We start from the raw sequence: 20,935 nt of genomic DNA on the forward strand, positions 1-20,935 counted from the left end.
TAAAAAAACGAAAGAATTAAAGAGGTGCGAGGATGGAGTTTCATGTAGTGATCCCTGTGCTGATCTCATTTGCGATCAGCCTTGTATTAGGACCAGTTGTTATCCCGTTTCTGAGAAGACTCAAGATGGGACAGACAGAGAGGGAACTGGGCGTTCAGTCCCACCTGAAAAAGAACGGTACACCGACGATGGGTGGAGTGATCTTTCTTATTGCAACGACCGTGACATCACTGTTTTATATCAAGGATTATCCAATGATCATTCCGGTGCTTTTTCTGACTCTGGGATTTGGACTGATCGGATTCCTGGACGATTACCTTAAGGTAGTCCTGAAGCGTTCTGACGGACTTCTGCCATGGCAGAAAATGGCTCTGCAGATCGTAGTAACAGCAGTATTTGCTTTTTATCTTGTGAACTATTCCAATGTATCCCTGACTATGAAGATCCCGTTCTGGAGCGGTCATTATCTGAACCTTGGATGGTTCGCCGTACCGGTTCTGTTTTTTGCGGTCATCGGTACTGTAAACGGAGTAAACTTTACAGACGGTCTTGATGGACTGGCTTCCAGTGTTACACTGATCGTAGCGGTATTTTTTACCGTTGTTTCCCTGGGACTTGGAAGCGGTGTGGAGCCGATCACATGTGCAGTTGTGGGCAGCCTTATGGGCTTCCTTCTGTTCAATGTATATCCGGCCAAGGTATTTATGGGCGATACCGGTTCCCTGGCACTGGGCGGATTCGTTGCGGGTGTAGCTTACGCAATGCAGATGCCGCTGTTTATCATCCTGGTAGGACTGATCTACCTTATTGAGGTACTGTCCGTTATGCTCCAGGTATCTTATTTCAAAGCAACACACGGAAAGAGAATTTTCAAGATGGCGCCTATCCACCATCATTTTGAGCTTTGCGGATGGTCTGAGACACGGGTTGTTGCAGTGTTCTCTGTTGTAACTGCTATTATGTGTCTGATCGCTCTGCTGGCATTATAAGGAGGAACAGACAGATGGATTTAAAAGGAAAAAAGGTTCTCGTATTCGGAGCCGGCAAGAGCGGTATCGGTGCAGCCGACCTGTTAGGCAGTGTTGGTGCGCAGCCAGTGATTTATGACGGAAATGCAGAACTTGACAAAGAAGCTGTTTTACATAAGACCAATGGGAAATATCAGCCGGAGATCTGGGCCGGAGAGTTTCCGGAGGGAGCGCTTGATTCCCTGGATCTTGTAGTATTAAGCCCTGGAGTTCCTACAGATCTTCCGCTTGTGAAGAGCTTCTATAAGAAAGGACTTCCTGTATGGAGCGAAGTAGAGCTTGCCTACCGCACAGGAAAAGGCGAAGTTCTTGCAATCACAGGAACCAACGGCAAGACAACGACAACAGCACTTCTCGGCAAGATCATGGGAGACGCCCGTGAATCTGTCTTTGTTGTAGGAAATATCGGAACTGCATACACATCCAAGTCATTAGAGATGCGAGACGATTCTGTGACTGTTGCAGAGATCAGCAGCTTCCAGCTTGAGACAATTGATGAGTTCAGACCGAAGGTGAGCGCGATACTGAATATCACAGAGGATCATCTGAACAGACATCACACTATGGAAGAATACATCCGTGTGAAAGAGTTGATCACGAAGAATCAGGGGCCGGAGGATGTATGCGTCCTCAATTATGAGGATAAGGTGCTTCGTAAATTCGGAGAGAATATCATTCCGAAGGTTGTATATTTCTCAAGTCTCCGTAAGCTTGACAGAGGTATTTACCTGGATGGAGATCAGATCATTCTCAAAACAGAGACTGAGGAGATTCCGATCGTTAAGACCGGTGAGCTTAAGATCCTGGGACGTCACAATCACGAGAATGTGATGGCAGCCGCAGCTATGGCTTATTATGCAGGCGTTTCCGTGGAGAGTATTCATAAGAGCGTGTGCGAATTCGTGGCAGTTCCGCACAGAATCGAATATGTGACAGAGAAGAACGGTGTTGCATACTATAACGATTCCAAGGGAACCAATCCGGATGCAGCGATCAAGGGAATTCAGGCAATGAACCGTCCGACACTTCTGATCGGTGGAGGTTATGACAAGGAATCCAGCTATGATGAGTGGATCCAGTCCTTTGATGGGAAAGTCCGCTACCTTGTTCTGATCGGACAGACAAAGGAGAAGATCAAGGCAGCAGCAGAGCACCTTGGTTTTACAGATATCATTCTCTGTGAGGATCTGAAGGAAGCAGTTCAGGTCTGTGCTGACAAGGCGAATCCGGGAGACGCAGTGCTTCTTTCACCGGCCTGTGCAAGCTGGGGACAGTTTGATAACTATGAGCAGCGTGGTGACATGTTCAAAGAATACGTCAAAGCTCTGTAATAAACCGAAAAATATATACATAAGCTGAAATAAGAGACCGCTTCTGGAGGCAGCAGGCATGAACGCAGGAGAGAATCCGACCGGAAAGACGGATATGGTTCTGATAGTGCTGGTACTGGTACTGGCTGCTGTTGGCCTGGCGGCACTTTTTTCGGCAAGCGAATATAATGGCAGGGTACGTTTTGACGACTCTGCCTATTATTTTAAAAAGCAGCTCTTTGCTACGGCACTGGGGCTGCTTGTTATGTATCTGGTGGCAAAAACAGACTACCATGTGTCTGTGGCGCTGGCTCCGGTGGCTTATCTGCTTTCGCTGCTTCTTTCCACGGCAGTTCTTCTTTTCGGGCAGGAGATCAATGGATCGAAACGGTGGCTGAATCTTGGACCGTTGTCTTTCCAGCCGTCAGAATTCGCCAAGATGGCGGTGATCCTTTTTCTTGTATGGCAGATCAGCCGGACAAAAAAGAAAACAACCGGATTCTGGTTTATGGCACGTACCATGTTGACGCTGCTGCCGGTGGTGGGACTGGTAGGCTCCAATAACTTAAGCACAGCGGTGATCATTCTGGGAATCGGCGTAATGCTGATCTTTGTGGCAAATCCAAGGTATCTGCAATTTCTTGCCCTGGGGAGTGCCGGAATCAGTTTTATAGCAGTTTTTCTTGCTGCAGAAAGCTACCGTCTGGAACGTCTGGCAATCTGGCGTGATCCGGAGAAATACGAAAAAGGATTTCAGACCATACAGGGGCTGTATGCCATCGGAAGCGGAGGAGTTTTTGGCCTGGGTCCGGGAAACAGTATTCAGAAGCTGGGCTTTGTGCCGGAAGCACAGAACGATATGATCTTTTCCATTGTGTGTGAGGAAACTGGGATCGTGGGAGCATTTCTGCTGATTCTTCTGTTCGTATTGCTGATATGGCGGCTCTGTGTGCTGGCACTGAACTGCCGGGATCTGTCGGGAACGCTTCTGTGTGCCGGGATCATGGCACATATGGCGATACAGGTGATTCTGAACATTGCGGTTGTGACCAACACCATACCAAATACAGGAATCACGCTGCCGTTTGTAAGCTATGGCGGTACCTCGGTAGTTTTTCTCATGGGAGAAATGGGGCTGGCATTAAGTGTGAGCAGTCACAGACAGAGAAAAGCTGCATAGAATAAAAAGCAAGAGGCCCGTTTTAGGAGTGGAAGGCTTGGATGTGAGCGATGAGATCATCGTAACCGGAGGAAAGCCACTGAACGGAACGGTAAGGATCCAGGGGTCGAAAAATGCGGCACTGCCAATTATGGCATCTGCGCTTCTGAGTGATGGAACCAGTGTGCTGCGGGGGTGTCCGAAAATCGCAGATGTATTTCTCATGGAAAAAATCCTCAAAGCTCTGGGGGCGGTGACATGGTGGCAGGATCATGACCTTTATCTGGACTGCAGCCGTGCAGACGGTACTGTGATCCCGGAAGCTTTTTCCGGAAAAATGCGGTCTTCCGTGATACTTCTGGGGGCAATGCTGGGACGAAATAAAAAAGCCAGCACCGGTTATCCGGGCGGATGTGTGATCGGAAAACGGCCGGTGGACCTTCATATACAGGTTTTACGCAGTTTTGGCGCTGAAATCGTGGAAAATGGAAGCAAGATCACAGGAAGCTGTGGAAAACTGAAAGGTGCAGAGATATTTTTTCCAAAAAGCAGTGTAGGGGCAACCGAGCAGGCGGTTCTGGCGGCTGCACTTGCAGAGGGAAGAACAATACTTCATGGAGGTGCGGCCGAACCGGAGATCAGATGGCTTGTCCGGTATCTGAACGGAATGGGCGCGCAGATATCCTTTCCGGAAAAAAACTGCATCTGTATTGACGGCGTGAAAAGTCTTCATCCGGGCGATGGGGTAATTCCGCCGGATCGCATCGTGGCAGGGACGTATCTTATGGCAGCAGCAGCCACGCGCGGAGAGATCATTATCGAAAATCCTCCCATCGGAGAGATGGATGGAATCCTGGAAGTATATCGGAAAATGGGTGGACAATATCATATTTTTGGTGGTAAACTAATAGTCAATGGAAAAAAGACAGGGTTGCCTCTTGCACTTCTTGAGACAGAGGTTTATCCGGGATTTCCGACAGATCTGCAGTCGCCGGTCATGGCGGTACTTGCGACCATTTCGGGGATAAGCAGAATCAGAGAGAAGATATTTGAAGACAGATATAAGACAGCTCCATGGCTGAACCGGATGGGAGCCAGGATTGAGATTAAAGACGGAACCGCTGTGATAGACGGAGGTTTTCCACTTAAGGGCTGCACTGTGGAGGCACAGGAACTTCGCGGCGGAGCGGCACTGGTAATTGCAGCACTTGCAGCAGACGGGACTACCCGGATTCGAGGTTGCCGGTTTATTGAGAGGGGCTATGAGCATATCTGTGAAGATCTGACCGCACTGGGCGGTCTTTTGATAAAGGACAGAGGAGCTTTATGAAAAAAAACAGAAAAAAACCGCTTGCAGCAGCAGGAATGATCGTAGTTCTGCTGCTGGCAGGAATTATTTTCTTTTTTACGTATTATCAGGTGGATGAAGTACAGGTGATGGGAAGCAGCCATTACTCCGAGAAGCAGATTAAAAAAATGGTTCTCAGGGGACCACTTGCGTCCAATTCGGTTCTGGCACCCATTCTCTACACGAAAAAAGATACAAAAGATGTTCCGTTTATACAGGGTTATACGGTTACCAGACTGAATCGGCATACGATTTGTGTCAGTGTCAAAGAGAAGGATATCGTAGGCTGTATTCCATATCTGGACAGTTACATATATTTTGACAGGAATGGAACTTTTATCGAGAGTTCCACAGTCAGAAATGAAAAAGTGCCGTTTTTTGATGGAATAAAAGTTAAGCATGTGCTTTATAATGAGGAGCTTCCGATCAAGGATAAAACGGTTATGAACACGGCAGTAGCACTGTCAACCATATTTCAAAAGAATGACAAGATTCCGGATCATATTGAATTCGGTGATGACGGACAGATCAGTCTGCTTTACGGAGATATAACTGTAAAGCTTGGAAAAGATGAATATCTGGAAGACAAGATGGCGAGAGTGCTGGCAATTCTTCCGATGATTTCCGGAAAAAAAGGAATTCTTCATGTGGAGAATGTGAATGACAGCTCCAAGATCATAACTCTGGAACAGGAACAGGATGAGACAGCAGATACTGCCGAAAGCTGGACCGGTGGGTATGATGAAGAAGGCAATTATACCGGCGAGGGTGAATACGATGAAAACGGCAATTATGTTGGTCCGAAGCCACAGAGTGATCTGGAATATGCACTTTCCAAATGGGTCGGTGGATACGATGAGGAAGGCGATTATACAGGAAGTGGAGAGTACGATGCAGATATGAACTATGTGGGACCGGCACCTACGGAGGAGAGTATGTCAGTCAATGGCAGTTGGAAAGGCGGATACCGGGCGGATGGCGGCTATGATGGTGTCAGTGAGTATGACCGCGACGGTAATTATGTAGGATCTGCAGAGAATGCACAGAATTCGGACAGTGCTGATAATTTGGATAGTTCTTCCGAAGATGGATCTGACAGTAGTCAGGATAACAGCATGGATGTTTCCGGTACTGGAACAGATGAAAATAACAGTGATTCTGATGGGACGGCTTATGACAGTAGTTCAGATGGTGATTACAGCTCCGAGTCTGATTCAGGTTACAGTGATGAATCAGACAGCTATGATGGATATTCAGACGGTGATTACAGTGATGAATCTGCCTATGAATAAGAGAACCACAGACATATTATAATTAGGAAAGTTTTTTTCAAAAAAACTTGCTGGAAACCTTTGGACATTTTGCCAGAGATTGTTTTGGAAATCTTTGTATTAATAGAAACAGTGCCGAAATTTAGTAAAAAAAGTATAAAAAAACAAAATTAGTGGTTGATTAATTACCGAAAAAAATATATGATATATCTATGTGTATATGTAGCTTGGAATAATTACACTGAATCGGATATCAGGTAGAAATAAAGGAGGAAGTACATTGTTAGAGATAATGACGAATGAGGCTGAGTCTTCTGCGAAGATTATTGTAATTGGAGTAGGCGGCGCAGGTAATAATGCGGTAAACAGAATGGTGGAAGAGGCCATTGGCGGAGTTGAGTTTGTAGGTGTCAACACTGATAAACAGGCCCTGACTCTGTGTAAAGCTCCGACTGTACTTCAGATTGGTGAAAAAATTACTAAGGGTCTTGGCGCCGGCGCACAGCCGGAGGTTGGTCAGAAGGCTGCTGAGGAGAGCATCGAGGAAGTTAAGAAGATCATTGAGGGAGCTGACATGGTTTTCGTTACCTGTGGTATGGGTGGCGGAACAGGAACAGGTGCTGCTCCTGTAATCGCCGGTGCGGCGAAAGAGATGGGTATCCTGACTGTCGGTGTTGTTACCAAGCCATTCCGCTTTGAAGCAAAGACCCGTATGAATAATGCACTTGCAGGAATTGAAAATCTGAAGAAAGCAGTTGATACTTTAATTGTCATTCCGAATGACAAATTACTTGAGATCGTTGACAGAAGAACGACTATGCCGGAAGCATTGCGTAAAGCTGACGAGGTTCTTCAGCAGGCCGTACAGGGAATCACAGACCTGATTAATCTGCCGGCTCTGATTAATCTTGACTTTGCAGATGTACAGACAGTTATGACAGACAAGGGAATCGCACACATCGGTATCGGTGAGGCAAGAGGCGATGATAAGGCTATGGAGGCTGTACAGCAGGCTGTATCTTCTCCGCTTCTTGAGACAACTATTAAGGGAGCAACACATGTTATCATCAATATTTCCGGTGATATTTCCCTTATGGATGCCAATGACGCAGCAAGCTATGTACAGGAGCTTACAGGTGAAGATGCAAACATCATCTTCGGTGCTATGTATGATGACTCTGTTGCAGATTATGCGAGAATTACAGTTATTGCTACAGGACTTACAGACAATAACCTCCAGAATTCTCCGTTTGGAAACAGAGCTTCCAATTCTGTGTTTGGAGCAGCTAAGAAGAATAGTCAGACATCTGCATCAGGTATGAATCTTAATATGCCAAGTTTCAGTCTGCCGACTATGAACTCCACACAGTTCAATACCAAGGCACCGACAAGCACTGTACAGAAGAAAGACATCCAGATTCCGGACTTCCTTAAGAACAGATAAATGTTTATCAGAGAATAAAAAAAACGGCAGAGAACCTGAATCTCTGCCGGTTTTTTGTATCACAGAAAATCGCGCTGTGATATCATAAAGGCATAAAGAAACTGAGCTGTGATCATATCAGCATTTGCATTCGAATGTATCGCATTTTGTATCACAGCAACGATGGGCATTATCTCCGGATACGTTGATAGAAGCAGCAGTGCATTTGCAGTGCTCATTGTAGGTGCAGTTGTGTGCTTTGCAGTCGATGTTGATCGTTTCACATCCGCATCCGGAATCTACTGCGTTCATTGCAGCCCCGTCTTTCTGGTCACGGAAGCTTTCGCAGGCTGTATCATCTGCATAGCGGGCTTCGGCTCCATCTACATTGATGGAACCTTTGGAGCAGAGGGAGTTTTTGTTGTAACAGCAGTTGTGGGCGGAACATTTTAAAAGTGTCATTTTATTTTCCTCCTGATAATAGATTAATGGATCGAAACACAAAATTTTCGGTTTTGATTCCATAAAAAGAAGTATGTCTGAAAAGAAAAAAAATATGCAGAAAAAGAAAAAATTTCAAGAAAGAGCTGACGAAAGAGCAGAACTGTTATAATTAATAAAAATAAGCTTATGAAGAAATAATAAATACGGAAACGGAGTCTGCTAAGGCAGGCTCCATTTTTTTGCAGAAGAAAATCGTTGCTCATAAGGTGAAAATTAACAAAAAATTTACGAAACCAGGTTAATTATGTCTGGCACATTGTGAACCATATTTGTACGTGATAAAATGAAAAAAACTATCAATAAAAAGGAAGCCAGTTCAGTTTCACGCTGACCCCGAAGACAGAAGGCGATGAGAACACAGAGCAGACAGTAAAGAATGAAAATGGAAAGATCACATTCGCCAAACTGAGCTACAGCAAGGCCGGAACCTACGAGTATGAACTGAGCGAGGTACAGAAAGTACCGTCCGAATATACAGCAGACCAGACGAAACATAAAGTGACAGTAGAAGTAACAGACAACGGAAAAGGCCAGCTGGAATCCAAGGTAACGTATGATGCAGATGCAGATAAGGTCGTATTTGTGAATACTTATGCAGCAAAAGGAAGAATAAATTTAACTGAAGAGAAATTCCTGACAGGAAAGACGCTCAATGAAGGAGATTACAACTTCGTATTAGCAGATGCGGACAATCAGATACTTTCGAACAAGCAAAACGATGAAGATGGAAATGTGACCGATACATGGACATCTACGTTGAAGGATCATCCGGTTATTCTGGAAGCTGGAAGCTATAAGCTTTCTGGGTTCTGAACCGTCATTGCCACTGAAACAAAAAATATCAAAGAAATCCGGAAAAAACAGTTGACAAACACAACACACCATGGTATTCTCTTAGAGTACGTAGCGAAAAGAAAGCAGAGTTCACTCTCACCTCAGCGCTGAAGACAAGCGACTCAGGTCAATATTGCACAGTACTGCGAACGGATAATCCATCAGTGCGCAGGTGTAATTTTGAAAGTGTGGACATCTGTCTGCGCTTTTTTTGTGCAGGAGATCATCCTGGCACATCAATGAGAAAGAAAAAACGAATTCTATCATGTTCATGGAGGTGTACAACAATTAGCGGTTTAATGATTAACGAACAGATCAGAGACAGAGAGGTACGCTTGATTGGTCCGGACGGAGCACAGCTTGGAATCGTGTCCGCCAGAGAAGCGATGGCGAAAGCACAGGAGGCAGGGCTTGACCTTGTAAAGATTGCCCCACAGGCGAAACCGCCGGTATGCAAGATCATTGATTACGGTAAATACCGTTACGAGCTTGCCAGAAAAGAAAAAGAGGCCAGAAAAAAGCAGAAAACCATCGATGTCAAAGAAGTGCGTCTTTCCCCGAACATTGATACGAACGATTTAAAGACGAAGGTAAATGCAGCAAGAAAGTTCCTTAGCAAGGGTGACAGAGTTAAGGTTACACTTCGTTTCCGCGGAAGAGAGATGGCACATATGTCCAGCAGCAAACATGTGCTTGACGACTTCGCAGATCTTCTGTCCGATATAGCGACTGTAGAGAAGGCTCCGAAGGTAGAAGGCAGAAGCATGACAATGTTTCTGACTGAGAAACGGTAGATATCTCAGTCTTCACGGCAATAGCCGGGCAGAACGGGATGTTATATAAAATTTAGAAGTACCAAATCAAGGAGGAATTCATAATGCCAAAAATTAAAACTTGCAGAGCAGCAGCAAAGCGCTTTAAAAAAACAGGTACAGGAAAATTAGTAAGAAATAAAGCCTACAAGAGCCATATCCTTACAAAGAAATCTCAGAAGAGAAAGAGAAATCTGAGAAAATCTACTGTTGTTGATTCTACTAACGTAAAGAGCATGAAGAAAGCATTACCATATTTATAAGATAGAGAAGACGAACAGGAGGAGAATTAAGAAATGGCAAGAATTAAAGGCGGATTAAACGCAAAGAAAAGACATAACCGTACATTAAAACTGGCAAAAGGCTACAGAGGAGCCCGTTCCAAACAGTATAGAGTAGCAAAACAGTCTGTAATGAGAGCTCTTACAAGCTCCTATGCAGGAAGAAAACAGAAGAAACGTCAGTTCAGACAGCTCTGGATCGCCCGTATCAACGCAGCTGCAAGAATGAACGGACTTTCCTACAGCAAAATGATGCACGGCCTTAAAGTTGCAAACATCGACATCAACAGAAAGATGCTTGCAGAGATGGCAGTTAACGATGCAGCAGGCTTCACAGCACTTGCTGAGATCGCTAAGAAAGCAATCGCATAAGTAAAGTATTAAGAGACGAAGGAGTCCAGGGAATTTTTCCCTGGATTTTTTTGTAAAAAAATTCAGACAATTTGCCGAAAAACGACACAAGCTGTACAGCGGACAAGTGTCCGCGTTGTGCAATCAGACGAAAAACAACAGATAACTAAATTTGCCCTTGAAATAAAAAATATGCGATGCTATAATTTTACCATTAAACATTAGTAACGCGACAAAGCGCAGGAGGAGAGATTATTATGAAGAATTGGAAGAAAGTAATCGGCGTTGCATCAGCAGCAGCGATGACAGCAGCTATGATGATGCCTACATCAGTTTTTGCAGCAGATGAGACATTTAAGATCGGTGTGATCGGACCAATGACAGGTGATTACGCACAGTACGGTACCAACGTATACAACGCAGCCAAGATCGCAGCTGATGAGATCAACGAGAACGGTGGATTCAACGGATATAAAGTAGAGATTCTTGACGCAGGTGATGACCAGGGAGATCCGGAGAAGGCTGTTAACGCATACAATGACCTGATCGATAAAGGAATGCAGATGCTGTGTGGAACTGTAACATCCGGTTCCTGTATCGCAGTAGGAGCTGAGGCAGCTGAGGATACATTCCTCTTCACACCATCCGCAACAGCACTTGACTGTATTACAGCAGGAACAAACGAGTTCCGTATGTGCTTCACAGACCCGGCACAGGGAACCAAATCTGCTCAGTACATTTCCGAGCACAAACTTGCAACGAAAGTAGCAGTACTTTATGATTCCGCTGCTGACTACAACTCCGGTGTACATGACGCATTCGTTGCAGCAGCTGCTGATGACGGACTTGAAGTAGTTGCAGATGAGGCTTACACAACAGACAGCAACACAGACTATTCTGTACAGCTTGCAAAGATCAAGAAGAGCGGCGCTGAGCTTCTTTTCCTTCCGAACTACTATTCCGACAATGCGCTGATCCTTCAGCAGGCATCTGAGGCAGGACTTGACATTAAATTCTTTGGTGTAGATGGCATGGATGGTATCCTCAATGTAGAGAACTTCGATAAATCCCTTGCGGAGGGTGTTATGCTCCTGACACCATTCTCCGCAACATCCACAGATGAGAAGAGCCAGAACTTCGTAAAAGCATACGGCGATGCTCACAACGGTGAGATCCCGAACCAGTTTGCGGCAGATACATATGATGTACTTTACGCAATGCAGCTTGCAGCTGACGATGCAAAGATCACACCAGATATGGAAAATGCAGACATCAGTGCAGCAATGAGCGCATCCATGGCAAACATCGAGCTTGACGGACTTACCGGAAAAGCAAAATGGACCGAGGATGGCGAGTGTGATAAAGAGCCGAAAGCATTCGAGATCAAAGACGGTGCTTATGTAGAGATGAAATAAGTAATTTCTGTTAACGTTAGGGGTCAGGGGACGGTCACCTTTAGTGGGAACCGTCCCCTTTTTCCCTTATCAATAAACAATTAAAAGAGGTGCGTTATGAGTTTTATATCTTATTTAAAAGACGGCATCAGTCTTGGCAGTATCTATGCAATCATCGCACTTGGATATACCATGGTTTATGGTATTGCCAAGATGCTGAACTTTGCACACGGAGATGTTATCATGGTGGGAGCTTATATCATCCTTACCTGTATCACAAGAGGCGGCATGTCACCGATCCTTGCTGTGATCCTTTCCGTTGTGATCTGTACACTGCTTGGTGTTGTCATTGAGAAGGTAGCTTACAGTCCACTTAGAAAAGCTTCCTCAAACCTGGCCGTTCTTATCACGGCTATCGGTGTCAGTTATCTGCTTCAGAACCTGGCACTTCTGATCTTCGGCGCAGATGCCAAGAGTTTCGTAGCTGTTATCAAAGTTCCGTCCATCACACTGTTTGACGGTGAGCTTACCATCAAGGGAATCACCATCGTAACCATCCTTGCATGTATCATCATCATGGTGGGACTTTCCCTCTTTGTAAAAAAGACAAAACCTGGCCGTGCCATGCAGGCGGTTTCCGAGGACAGAGATGCGGCACAGCTGATGGGAGTTAACGTCAATGCGACAATTTCCCTCACATTTGCCATCGGTTCCGGACTTGCAGCGATCGCAGGCCTTCTGCTCTGTCAGACTTATCCGACACTGACTCCGTACACAGGAGCCATGCCTGGTATCAAAGCTTTCGTAGCTGCTGTATTCGGTGGAATCGGTTCGATTCCGGGAGCTATGGTCGGCGGCATCCTTTTGGGAATCATCGAGATCTTCGGAAAAGCTTATATTTCTTCCCAGGTTGCAGATGCGATCGTATTTGCAGTCCTGATCGTCGTGCTTCTTGTAAAACCTACCGGATTGTTCGGCAAGAACATCCAGGAGAAAGTGTAAGGTGGCCGATATGAAGAATATGAAAAACAAAACAACAAAAAATAACATGATCAACTATGGAATTGTCATTGTGCTCTTTGTGATCGTACAGGCACTTTCCTCAACTGGAAATCTTTCCAGACTTCTTATGGGACTTCTTGTTCCCCTTTGTGTTTATACCATTGCATCAGTTTCCCTGAATCTGGTAGTCGGTTTTTCCGGTGAGCTGAGCCTTGGACATGCGGGCTTCATGTGCGTGGGAGCTTTTTCCAGTGCCCTGTTTTCACAGGTTGCTGCAGACTCCATTCCGCAGGTTCCTCGCTTTATCCTTGCAATCCTTGTAGGTGCGGCAGTTGCAGCACTGTTCGGTGTGATCATCGGTATTCCGGTACTTCGTCTCCGCGGTGACTACCTGGCTATTGTTACACTGGCTTTTGGTGAGATCATCAAGAACCTGATCAATGTACTTTACATTGGCGTGGATGACAAAGGACTTCACGTTGCAACAAGTGCAGCCGGTCTTCATCTGGAAGCCGGCGGAAAGCAGATCTTAAAAGGCGCCCTTGGTATTTCGGGAACAGCAACTCTTTATAAAGATATCAAGAATTACTTTTTCCTGATCGGCGTGATCCTGCTTCTTCTCACATTGTTTATTGTACAGAACCTTGTAAACTCCAGAAGCGGACGTGCTATTATGTCAACCAGGGACAACCGTATTGCAGCGGAGTCTGTAGGAATCAATATCACCAGATATAAGCTGCTGGCATTTACCATTTCTGCAGCCCTTGCAGGAGTTGCAGGTGTGCTGTATGCACATAACCTTTCTCTTCTTAAGGTTTCTGTATTCGATTACAATATGTCCATTCTGGTACTTGTGTATGTAGTACTTGGAGGAATCGGAAATATCAGAGGATCTATCATTGCAACAATTATCCTCTATGCACTGCCTGAGCTTCTCCGTGGATTCGCAAACTACCGTATGCTGATCTATGCTATCGTGCTGATCATCATGATGCTCTTTAACTGGGCACCGGCGGCGAGAGACTGGAGAGCACGTATGGTAGAAAAATTCAAAGGCAAAAAAGCGAAAAAGGAGGTGGCCTGATCATGGCAATGCTGGAAGTAAATAACCTGTCTATCCAGTTCGGCGGTCTTCGTGCTGTTGACGGCTTTAACATGACCATTGAGAAAGGACAGCTCTATGGCCTCATCGGACCTAACGGAGCCGGTAAGACAACTGTATTCAACCTTCTCACAGGTGTATACAAACCAACAGAAGGAATCATCAAACTTGACGGCCAGGACATCACAGGAAAAAGCACCATTGAGATCAACAAGGCCGGAATCGCAAGAACCTTCCAGAACATCCGTCTTTTCAAGGATATGCCTGTTCTTGACAATGTAAAAGTAGGGCTTCACAATCATCATCCATACTCCACACTGACCGGGATCTTAAGACTGCCGAAATACTATAAGGTGGAAAAAGAGATGAACGAGAGAGCGATGGAGATCCTGAAGGTTTTTGACTTGGATAAAGAAGCTGACACACTGGCCGGCAACCTGCCTTATGGTAAACAGCGTAAGCTTGAGATCGCCAGAGCACTTGCCACAGAGCCGAAGCTTCTTCTTCTGGATGAGCCGGCAGCCGGTATGAATCCTAATGAGACACAGGAACTGATGGATACTATCCGTTTCGTGAGGGAACATTTTGATATGACAGTTCTTCTGATCGAGCACGACATGAAACTGGTCGGTGGTATCTGTGAGGAACTGACTGTTCTGAATTTCGGTCAGGTACTGATCCAGGGTGAGACATCCACAGTACTGAAAGACCCGACTGTTATTACTGCATATCTGGGAGAATAAGGAGGACGAGACAATGGCAATGTTGGAAGTAAAGGACCTCCAGGTTTACTATGGTGTGATCCAGGCCCTGAAGGGAATTTCTTTTCATGTAAATCAGGGAGAGGTTATTGCGCTGATCGGTGCCAACGGTGCCGGAAAGACAACCACACTTCAGACACTTACCGGAATTCTTTCTCCGAAGTCCGGAAGCATTGTGTTTGAGGGAAAAGACCTCACAAGAACACCAGCCCATAAGATCGTAGAAATGGGAATGGCACACGTTCCGGAAGGAAGACGAGTATTTGCGGATATGTCCGTTTATGAGAATCTTCTTCTGGGGGCTTATACAAGAAAGGATAAGGCAGAGATCGCAGAGAGCCTTGCCGGTGTATACAAGAGATTTCCGCGTCTGGAAGAACGTAAAGGACAGCGTGCAGGAACTCTTTCCGGTGGTGAGCAGCAGATGCTTGCCATGGGGCGTGCACTGATGAGCAAACCGAGGATCATCCTGATGGATGAGCCGTCCATGGGTCTGTCACCGATCTTTGTAAATGAGATTTTTGATATCATCCGTGAGGTAAGCGAAAGCGGTACAACCGTACTTCTTGTTGAGCAGAATGCGAAGAAAGCACTTTCTATTGCTGATCGTGCTTATGTTCTTGAGACAGGAAGCATCACCATGGATGGAAAGGCCCAGGATCTTCTGAATGACGAAGCTGTTCAGAAGGCATATCTTGGAGAGTAGGGGGAAGATCATGGATAATTTCGTAATTACCATTGCAAGACAGTATGGAAGCGGCGGACGTACCATCGGAGAGGAGCTTGCAAAGAAATTAGGGATTTCTTACTATGACAAGGATATCATCCGTATGGCATCTGAGGAAAGTGGTATTCATGAAGAACTTTTTGGAAGAGTAGACGAAAATGTCAGTGCGAAGCAGAAGCTTTTTGCAAGATCCGGACTTTATAAAGGAGAGCTGATCCCGCCACAGAGCAAGGATTTCACATCGGACGAGAACCTGTTCAACTATCAGGCGAAGGTGATCCGCCATCTGGCAGAGACAGAGTCCTGCGTGATCATCGGACGCTGCGCCAACATGATCCTGAAAGAATACCCAAATGTTCTTCGTGTGTTTGTGTACGGAGACTGGGATTTCCGTATCTGCGAGGCGAGCAAGAAGCTCAGCGGCAGCACAAAGGATATTGAGAAATTCATGCAGAAGGATGACAAGCGTAAGGAAGACCTGTGCAGACGGTTCATGGGTGCTAACTGGGCAGATATGACGAAATACAATCTGTGCCTGGATAACGGTACTCTTGGATATGAGAAATGTATCGAAGAGATCGAGAGCGCACTTGAGATCCTGAAGAAATAAATCAGACGAAGCATATGGGAATTTCCCGGAAAGAGACTGGCTTCTGACAGTCTTTTCCCGGGAATTTTTTCATATATTGTGGAAAAGCAGGTTTAAATCCGGCGGGGAGTATGGATAAGCGAAAAAAATATTTCCAAGTAATGACAGTGTTAGGAATTGCGATGGCAGTCCTGGGTTATAGAGGAATAACTGACGGAGCGCTTCGGCTGCACGCAGATTCTGCAGTTTTCGCAGAACAGGACCGCCCGCGGGCAGCGCTAACTTTCGATGACGGCCCACATGCGAAATATACGCCAATGCTTCTGGAAGGCTTACGTAAGCGGGGAATCCATGCCAGCTTTTTTCTCATGGGAAAAAATATCGAGGGGAAAGAAAAGATCGTAGAGCAGATGCAGAAAGATGGCCATCTCATCGGCAATCACACATATGACCATGTGCAGCTGAATAAGCTTCCGGGTGACCAGGCCTGCGAACAGATCCTGAAAACCAACAATGCAATCTATGAGATCACGGGAGAGTATCCCACGTATCTGCGGCCACCCTACGGTGCCTGGCCGAAGAACCTGGAATTGTGTGTGACCATGCTGCCGGTGTTCTGGGATGTAGATACCCTGGACTGGAAAATAAGAAATGTGCAGTCCGTGGAAGAAATCGTGCAGAGGGAGGTGAAGGACGGTTCCATCATACTGATGCACGACTGTTTTGCGACTTCTGTGGAGGCTGCGCTTGAAGTTGCGGATGTGCTGAAGGCAGCAGGCTATGATCTGGTAACTGTGGATGAGTTGCTGGTTACATAGAGGAGCGCCAAACTTATATTTGCTTTTTCTGACATAAGCAGGTAATATTATAGAAATAAGAAGTTACAGGCAGGCTGCCGCAACAGATCAGGCAGCATATTTTGTATAAGCAACAGGAGTGAATACCATGGATCTATTTGAATACGCGAAATCAAAAACCTTGGATCAGGAATCCCCACTTGCATCCAGACTGCGCCCGCGGACTCTGGATGAGGTGGTAGGGCAGCAGCATATCGTAGGAAAAGATAAATTACTGTACCGTGCCATCAAGGCAGATAAACTGACCTCTGTCATTTTCTACGGCCCTCCGGGAACCGGAAAGACAACTCTGGCGAAAGTGATCGCCAATACCACAAGCGCCAATTTTACCCAGATCAATGCAACCGTGGCAGGCAAGAAGGATATGGAAACTGTGGTAAAGCAGGCCCAGGATGACCTTGGAATGTACGGAAAAAAAACGATCCTGTTTATCGATGAGATCCACCGTTTCAACAAGGGACAGCAGGATTATCTTCTTCCGTTTGTGGAGGACGGAACCATTATCCTCATCGGAGCAACTACTGAGAATCCCTATTTCGAGGTAAACGGCGCGCTTCTTTCCAGATCTATTATCTTTGAGCTGAAGGCTCTGGAGATCCCGGAGGTGAAGGAGCTGATTCTGCGGGCTGTGAACGATCCAGAGCGGGGAATGGGAAGTTACGATGTAGTGATCGATGATGATGCACTGGAATTTCTGGCAGACATGGCAGGAGGTGACGCCAGAAGTGCACTGAATGCCGTAGAACTGGGAATTCTGACCACACCCCGGGGAGAGGACGGAAAGATCCATCTGACCCTTTCTGTGGCTTCTGAGTGCATTCAGAAGCGTGTGGTGCGCTACGATAAGAACGGGGACAACCATTATGATATTATCTCAGCGTTTATCAAGAGCATGCGAGGTTCCGATCCGGACGCTGCAGTTTATTATCTGGCAAAAATGCTCTATGCAGGAGAAGATGTGAAATTCATTGCCAGAAGGATCATGATCCTGGCCTCAGAGGACATTGGAAACGCAGATCCCCAGGCACTGTGCGTGGCAGCGGCAGCAGCCCAGGCTGTGGAACGTGTGGGAATGCCGGAATCCCAGATCATTCTTTCCCAGGCTGTGACTTACATGGCCTGTGCGCCAAAGAGCAATGCGGCAGTCAACGCCATACAGGAGGCTATGCGCTGTGTGAAGGCGAAGAAGACTACCGTTCCGGTACATCTCCAGGATGCCCACTATGGCGGCCATGAGAGCCTTGGTCATGGAATTGGCTATAAATATGCCCACAATTATCCGAACCATTATGTAAAGCAGCAATATCTGCCTTCAGAGATCGAGGGAGAGCATTTCTATGAATTAAGTGACATGGGATATGAGAAGACGCTGAAAGAACATATGAAGAAGATACATGACGAAGCAGAATAACAGGTAAAAAAAGGAGGAGCTTTCTCAGAGAAGCTCCTCCATTATTTTGTCGTAAACGTTCTGGTATTTGTAAGGCCAGCTTTCACATACGGACTGTGCAGCGGGCAGATTGGGAACGTTGATGCTGAGATCTACAATGTTGACACCGCCTTCTATGATCCGGCAGCGGACGGAATAGCTGCCCTCTTTCGTCGGATAATAATCAGCAGGAGTGAGAAGATGCTCCTCAATCTTGCAGTGAAGAGAATTGAGATATTCTTCGACTTCTTTCTTGATATCTGAGGAAAGCTCTTTGGAAAAATATTTCAGAGTATTTTTTCCTTCATCAGTTAACCGGTAGTAGGTTCGGTTGGACTGGGAGGACATTTCCACCAGTTCGGCCTCCACCAGCTCGGAGACGGCCTGTTGGAGCTGAAAATAATTGGTATATTTCCGATCCAGGATAAAATCCGTGATCTGCGAATTGGTAAGATCTCCCTCAGAATTCTTCAGCATATATAAAATGATAAGTTTATAGGTTGTAAAAGGTGATGCCATAAAAATGCCTCCTTTTTACTGACGCAGGGAAAGAGGTTTAAAAGCTTTTCCCTGGAAGCTCTGCCGCTCCTTCATTCTGTGATGAAGAAGGTTCAGAACCTCGCGTTTACGACTGGCCCATAAAGGTGCGATCAGAAGTTCCTTCGGACCGTCGCCTGTTACACGGTGGATCACGATATCCGGACGCAGCTGTTCCAGACAGTCGATCACAAGATCCAGATATTCTTCTCTCTCATAAGTACGGAAAAGACCGGATTCATAATCAGCGGCAAGATCAGTACCACGAAGTACGTGGAGAAGCTGGAGCTTGATTCCCTGAATATCCATGGCATTGAGATAACGGATCGTATCCAGGATATCCTCGTGGCTTTCGCCGGGAAGTCCAAGGATCGTGTGGACGATCACTTCGATCCCGCCTCTGCGGAGACGGCTCACTGCGTCATCAAAGCAGGAGAGCGGGTAGCCGCGGCGGATATACTGAGCAGTTCTTTCATGAATGGTCTGAAGTCCGAGCTCCACCCACACGGGTTTGATCCGGTTCAGGGAATAAAGAAGTTCCATGACCTCATCGCCCAGGCAGTCCGGCCTTGTTCCGATGGACAGTGCCACGATATCCGGATGGGTGATCGCCTCTGTGAAAATCTTTCGCAGATATTCCACCGGAGCATAGGTATTGGTGTAAGCCTGAAAATAGGCAATGTATTTGTGAATCGGTCTTTTGGCGGAGAGGCTTGCAATCTGTGTATCGATCTGTTCCGTGATGGAAAGAGAAGCACTTGCTGCAAAATCGCCGCTTCCTCCCTGACTGCAGAAGATGCAGCCGTTTTTTCCCAGAGTGCCGTCACGGTTGGGGCAGGACATGCCGCCGTTTAAAGCCACCCGGTAGACCTTTTCGCCGTAGCGCTCCCTGAGCATGTAATCCAGGGAATGGTACGGCTTGTCATTCCAGCGTGTTCTCATGCTTCTTCCAGTTCGCTTTTTTCGCTTTCGTCCTTCGGTATGTAGTTATCGAAGATCTTTACGAAAAGCTTGGATTTCCAGTAAGCCAGAGTCGCAAATCCCATCAAAACAAAGAGCATGATCAGAATGGAAAGTACCTGAGCCGCGCCTGTATAGGACATAAGCAGGAAAAGCAGTACCGGTGATGCGGAGATCAGGAGCATCAGTGCAGTCTGCGGAAGATGGCGGACTGACATCAGGAATGCGTTGACAAAGGTGTTCTTAATGGAGTTGTAAAATTTCGCAAGGATCGGATAAATGTACAGAAGGATCAGTGCATAGATAAATGCAACTGCGATAAACAAAGTGAAAAGTCCCTTGTACATTACACTGTCTCCGGCTCTTGCAATGCGAAGATCAACAAACAGAACACCGGCTGTAAGCAGCATAATAATATTTATGATGGTTGCCTGCTTGAAATTCTGCTTAAAAGCGTGGAAAAAGCTCCGGATGATATAGGATTCTTCGTCTCTTGCCATTTTCAGTGTAACGTAGTAAAGAGAGGTTATGGAAGCGCCTGCCGTAATGATCGGAATACAGCAGAGGATGCACAGAATGTTCAGAAGGATCAGGTCTGCCACGCGTCCCATAAACACGAAGAACTTATTATCCATGTTAAAAAAACGATTCATCTGATAAGTCTCCTTTTCTTTTAAAAATTATTATTTTAAGTATACCCAATCACAGAGGAAAAAGCAAACCCCAAATAGGATCGGAGAATAAATGCATGTGTCCGTCATGGAAAGACAAAAATGTGAAATAGTTTATTAAATTTCCCTAAAATGCTTGCTTATCACAATTTAGAGTGTTAAAATATCAGTATTGTATCAAACGAAAATTATGTAATTTCAAAGGAGCGTAACAATGAGCAAAAAAATCAGGACGGAGGCCGTGGATCACCTGTTTGAAGCGATCCTGTGCTTGAAAGACAAGGAAGAGTGCTATACGTTTTTTGAGGACGTTTGTACCATCAATGAGTTGCTTTCATTATCTCAGCGCTTCGAGGTAGCGAAGATGCTTACGGATAAGCGTACATACCTTGATATCTCAGAGAAGACGGGTGCTTCCACAGCTACGATCAGCCGTGTAAACCGTTCCCTGAACTATGGTAATGATGGGTATGAGATGGTATTTGCACGTATGAAGAAGAACGAAGAAGAGAACGATAAGGCTGAGTAAGGCCATAACGCAAAAAAAGAGATGGACGCGGATGTCTGTCTCTTTTCTTCTGCCCG

At 45.9% G+C, this 20,935-nt stretch carries 22 protein-coding genes and 1 pseudogene; 19 read left to right on the plus strand and 4 right to left on the minus strand.

What is annotated here, in order from left to right; all coding sequences use genetic code 11:
- Positions 1 to 32 precede the first annotated feature (32 nt).
- From mraY to ftsZ, 6 genes are all read left to right on the plus strand, one after another.
- The gene (mraY, locus tag WMO28_RS04180; protein ID WP_178644111.1) at positions 33 to 989 is read left to right on the plus strand and encodes a phospho-N-acetylmuramoyl-pentapeptide-transferase; all 957 of its coding nucleotides are present in this window, start codon (positions 33 to 35) and stop codon (positions 987 to 989) included.
- Between the two features lie 14 nt (positions 990 to 1,003).
- Entirely contained in the window at positions 1,004 to 2,359 is a 1,356-nt protein-coding gene (gene murD, locus WMO28_RS04185; protein ID WP_349056156.1) for a UDP-N-acetylmuramoyl-L-alanine--D-glutamate ligase, read from the plus strand.
- 58 nt (positions 2,360 to 2,417) lie between these two features.
- Positions 2,418 to 3,518 carry an FtsW/RodA/SpoVE family cell cycle protein gene (locus WMO28_RS04190; protein WP_349056157.1) on the plus strand — a complete coding sequence of 367 codons (1,101 nt, stop codon included), beginning with the start codon at positions 2,418 to 2,420 and terminating at the stop codon, positions 3,516 to 3,518.
- Between the two features lie 43 nt (positions 3,519 to 3,561).
- On the plus strand, positions 3,562 to 4,827 hold the full coding sequence (gene murA, locus WMO28_RS04195; protein WP_349056159.1) for a UDP-N-acetylglucosamine 1-carboxyvinyltransferase: 1,266 nt from the start codon (positions 3,562 to 3,564) through the stop codon (positions 4,825 to 4,827).
- Positions 4,824 to 6,137: a cell division protein FtsQ/DivIB gene (locus tag WMO28_RS04200; RefSeq protein ID WP_349056160.1), complete on the plus strand. Its 1,314-nt coding sequence runs from the start codon at positions 4,824 to 4,826 to the stop codon at positions 6,135 to 6,137. Before murA ends, WMO28_RS04200 begins: the two co-directional genes overlap by 4 nt.
- Positions 6,138 to 6,408: 271 nt before the next feature.
- Positions 6,409 to 7,560 carry a cell division protein FtsZ gene (ftsZ, locus tag WMO28_RS04205; RefSeq protein WP_349056191.1) on the plus strand — a complete coding sequence of 384 codons (1,152 nt, stop codon included), beginning with the start codon at positions 6,409 to 6,411 and terminating at the stop codon, positions 7,558 to 7,560.
- A 117-nt stretch (positions 7,561 to 7,677) separates the two neighbouring features.
- Here the strand turns inward: ftsZ and WMO28_RS04210 are convergent, their stop codons facing one another.
- On the minus strand, positions 7,678 to 8,001 hold the full coding sequence (locus WMO28_RS04210; protein ID WP_178641788.1) for a DUF1540 domain-containing protein: 324 nt from the start codon (positions 7,999 to 8,001) through the stop codon (positions 7,678 to 7,680).
- A 360-nt stretch (positions 8,002 to 8,361) separates the two neighbouring features.
- Here WMO28_RS04210 and WMO28_RS04215 point away from each other — a divergent pair.
- From WMO28_RS04215 to WMO28_RS04270, 12 genes and pseudogenes are all read left to right on the plus strand, one after another.
- Positions 8,362 to 8,856: pseudogene (locus tag WMO28_RS04215) on the plus strand (Spy0128 family protein); the annotation flags it as partial.
- A 320-nt stretch (positions 8,857 to 9,176) separates the two neighbouring features.
- Entirely contained in the window at positions 9,177 to 9,671 is a 495-nt protein-coding gene (gene infC / locus WMO28_RS04220; protein ID WP_021977873.1) for a translation initiation factor IF-3, read from the plus strand.
- Positions 9,672 to 9,754: 83 nt separating this feature from the next.
- Positions 9,755 to 9,952 (plus strand): 50S ribosomal protein L35, encoded by a 198-nt coding sequence (gene rpmI, locus WMO28_RS04225; RefSeq protein WP_019162770.1) that lies wholly within the window; start codon positions 9,755 to 9,757, stop codon positions 9,950 to 9,952.
- 33 nt (positions 9,953 to 9,985) lie between these two features.
- Positions 9,986 to 10,342, plus strand: a complete 357-nt coding sequence (gene rplT / locus WMO28_RS04230; RefSeq protein WP_015526090.1) for a 50S ribosomal protein L20 — start codon at positions 9,986 to 9,988, stop codon at positions 10,340 to 10,342.
- 236 nt (positions 10,343 to 10,578) lie between these two features.
- Positions 10,579 to 11,736 (plus strand): ABC transporter substrate-binding protein, encoded by a 1,158-nt coding sequence (locus tag WMO28_RS04235; RefSeq protein WP_173736803.1) that lies wholly within the window; start codon positions 10,579 to 10,581, stop codon positions 11,734 to 11,736.
- 96 nt (positions 11,737 to 11,832) lie between these two features.
- A complete protein-coding gene (locus tag WMO28_RS04240) occupies positions 11,833 to 12,717 on the plus strand; it encodes a branched-chain amino acid ABC transporter permease (RefSeq protein WP_015526088.1) in 885 nt (294 codons plus the stop codon).
- Between the two features lie 10 nt (positions 12,718 to 12,727).
- Positions 12,728 to 13,801, plus strand: coding sequence for a branched-chain amino acid ABC transporter permease (locus WMO28_RS04245; protein WP_022426434.1), 1,074 nt, complete (start codon positions 12,728 to 12,730; stop codon positions 13,799 to 13,801).
- 2 nt (positions 13,802 to 13,803) lie between these two features.
- A complete protein-coding gene (locus tag WMO28_RS04250; RefSeq protein ID WP_119239319.1) occupies positions 13,804 to 14,562 on the plus strand; it encodes an ABC transporter ATP-binding protein in 759 nt (252 codons plus the stop codon).
- A 13-nt stretch (positions 14,563 to 14,575) separates the two neighbouring features.
- Positions 14,576 to 15,286, plus strand: coding sequence for an ABC transporter ATP-binding protein (locus tag WMO28_RS04255; protein WP_119239318.1), 711 nt, complete (start codon positions 14,576 to 14,578; stop codon positions 15,284 to 15,286).
- A 10-nt stretch (positions 15,287 to 15,296) separates the two neighbouring features.
- On the plus strand, positions 15,297 to 15,917 hold the full coding sequence (locus WMO28_RS04260; protein WP_178645213.1) for a cytidylate kinase family protein: 621 nt from the start codon (positions 15,297 to 15,299) through the stop codon (positions 15,915 to 15,917).
- Positions 15,918 to 16,027: 110 nt separating this feature from the next.
- Complete coding sequence (locus WMO28_RS04265; protein WP_178645212.1) at positions 16,028 to 16,714, plus strand: polysaccharide deacetylase family protein; 687 nt, start codon at positions 16,028 to 16,030, stop codon at positions 16,712 to 16,714.
- Positions 16,715 to 16,841: 127 nt separating this feature from the next.
- Complete coding sequence (locus WMO28_RS04270) at positions 16,842 to 18,164, plus strand: AAA family ATPase (protein ID WP_178645211.1); 1,323 nt, start codon at positions 16,842 to 16,844, stop codon at positions 18,162 to 18,164.
- Between the two features lie 24 nt (positions 18,165 to 18,188).
- Here WMO28_RS04270 and WMO28_RS04275 read toward each other — a convergent pair whose 3' ends face one another.
- Genes WMO28_RS04275 through WMO28_RS04285 form a run of 3 tightly spaced genes read right to left on the minus strand, consistent with a single transcriptional unit; the run spans position 18,189 to position 20,332 of the window.
- Positions 18,189 to 18,701, minus strand: a complete 513-nt coding sequence (locus WMO28_RS04275) for a DUF4364 family protein (RefSeq protein ID WP_178645210.1) — start codon at positions 18,699 to 18,701, stop codon at positions 18,189 to 18,191.
- A 15-nt stretch (positions 18,702 to 18,716) separates the two neighbouring features.
- Positions 18,717 to 19,661 (minus strand): tRNA modification radical SAM protein MnmL/YtqA, encoded by a 945-nt coding sequence (gene mnmL, locus WMO28_RS04280; protein WP_178645209.1) that lies wholly within the window; start codon positions 19,659 to 19,661, stop codon positions 18,717 to 18,719.
- Complete coding sequence (locus WMO28_RS04285; protein WP_178645208.1) at positions 19,658 to 20,332, minus strand: DUF624 domain-containing protein; 675 nt, start codon at positions 20,330 to 20,332, stop codon at positions 19,658 to 19,660. The genes mnmL and WMO28_RS04285 overlap by 4 nt, the downstream gene beginning before the upstream one ends.
- A 232-nt stretch (positions 20,333 to 20,564) precedes the next feature.
- Between WMO28_RS04285 and WMO28_RS04290 the strand changes: the two genes are divergently transcribed.
- Positions 20,565 to 20,879, plus strand: a complete 315-nt coding sequence (locus WMO28_RS04290) for a YerC/YecD family TrpR-related protein (protein WP_178645207.1) — start codon at positions 20,565 to 20,567, stop codon at positions 20,877 to 20,879.
- Positions 20,880 to 20,935: the final 56 nt, after the last annotated feature.

Origin of the sequence: Blautia aquisgranensis (assembly GCF_040096615.1) — a bacterium.
Classification (GTDB): domain Bacteria; phylum Bacillota; class Clostridia; order Lachnospirales; family Lachnospiraceae; genus Blautia_A; species Blautia_A aquisgranensis.

What these genes read in the sequence shown, in the direction of transcription:
- WMO28_RS04285 (WP_178645208.1), bottom strand. Translation starts at nt 20,332, where the DNA reads ATGAATCGTTTTTTTAACATGGATAATAAGTTCTTCGTGTTTATGGGA.
- rpmI (WP_019162770.1), top strand. Translation starts at nt 9,755, where the DNA reads ATGCCAAAAATTAAAACTTGCAGAGCAGCAGCAAAGCGCTTTAAAAAA.
- WMO28_RS04275 (WP_178645210.1), bottom strand. Translation starts at nt 18,701, where the DNA reads ATGGCATCACCTTTTACAACCTATAAACTTATCATTTTATATATGCTG.
- WMO28_RS04270 (WP_178645211.1), top strand. Translation starts at nt 16,842, where the DNA reads ATGGATCTATTTGAATACGCGAAATCAAAAACCTTGGATCAGGAATCC.
- WMO28_RS04190 (WP_349056157.1), top strand. Translation starts at nt 2,418, where the DNA reads ATGAACGCAGGAGAGAATCCGACCGGAAAGACGGATATGGTTCTGATA.
- WMO28_RS04260 (WP_178645213.1), top strand. Translation starts at nt 15,297, where the DNA reads ATGGATAATTTCGTAATTACCATTGCAAGACAGTATGGAAGCGGCGGA.
- WMO28_RS04240 (WP_015526088.1), top strand. Translation starts at nt 11,833, where the DNA reads ATGAGTTTTATATCTTATTTAAAAGACGGCATCAGTCTTGGCAGTATC.
- WMO28_RS04290 (WP_178645207.1), top strand. Translation starts at nt 20,565, where the DNA reads ATGAGCAAAAAAATCAGGACGGAGGCCGTGGATCACCTGTTTGAAGCG.
- infC (WP_021977873.1), top strand. Translation starts at nt 9,177, where the DNA reads ATGATTAACGAACAGATCAGAGACAGAGAGGTACGCTTGATTGGTCCG.
- WMO28_RS04200 (WP_349056160.1), top strand. Translation starts at nt 4,824, where the DNA reads ATGAAAAAAAACAGAAAAAAACCGCTTGCAGCAGCAGGAATGATCGTA.
- rplT (WP_015526090.1), top strand. Translation starts at nt 9,986, where the DNA reads ATGGCAAGAATTAAAGGCGGATTAAACGCAAAGAAAAGACATAACCGT.
- murD (WP_349056156.1), top strand. Translation starts at nt 1,004, where the DNA reads ATGGATTTAAAAGGAAAAAAGGTTCTCGTATTCGGAGCCGGCAAGAGC.
- WMO28_RS04245 (WP_022426434.1), top strand. Translation starts at nt 12,728, where the DNA reads ATGAAGAATATGAAAAACAAAACAACAAAAAATAACATGATCAACTAT.
- WMO28_RS04250 (WP_119239319.1), top strand. Translation starts at nt 13,804, where the DNA reads ATGGCAATGCTGGAAGTAAATAACCTGTCTATCCAGTTCGGCGGTCTT.
- mraY (WP_178644111.1), top strand. Translation starts at nt 33, where the DNA reads ATGGAGTTTCATGTAGTGATCCCTGTGCTGATCTCATTTGCGATCAGC.
- ftsZ (WP_349056191.1), top strand. Translation starts at nt 6,409, where the DNA reads ATGACGAATGAGGCTGAGTCTTCTGCGAAGATTATTGTAATTGGAGTA.
- WMO28_RS04210 (WP_178641788.1), bottom strand. Translation starts at nt 8,001, where the DNA reads ATGACACTTTTAAAATGTTCCGCCCACAACTGCTGTTACAACAAAAAC.
- mnmL (WP_178645209.1), bottom strand. Translation starts at nt 19,661, where the DNA reads ATGAGAACACGCTGGAATGACAAGCCGTACCATTCCCTGGATTACATG.
- WMO28_RS04265 (WP_178645212.1), top strand. Translation starts at nt 16,028, where the DNA reads ATGGATAAGCGAAAAAAATATTTCCAAGTAATGACAGTGTTAGGAATT.
- WMO28_RS04255 (WP_119239318.1), top strand. Translation starts at nt 14,576, where the DNA reads ATGGCAATGTTGGAAGTAAAGGACCTCCAGGTTTACTATGGTGTGATC.
- WMO28_RS04235 (WP_173736803.1), top strand. Translation starts at nt 10,579, where the DNA reads ATGAAGAATTGGAAGAAAGTAATCGGCGTTGCATCAGCAGCAGCGATG.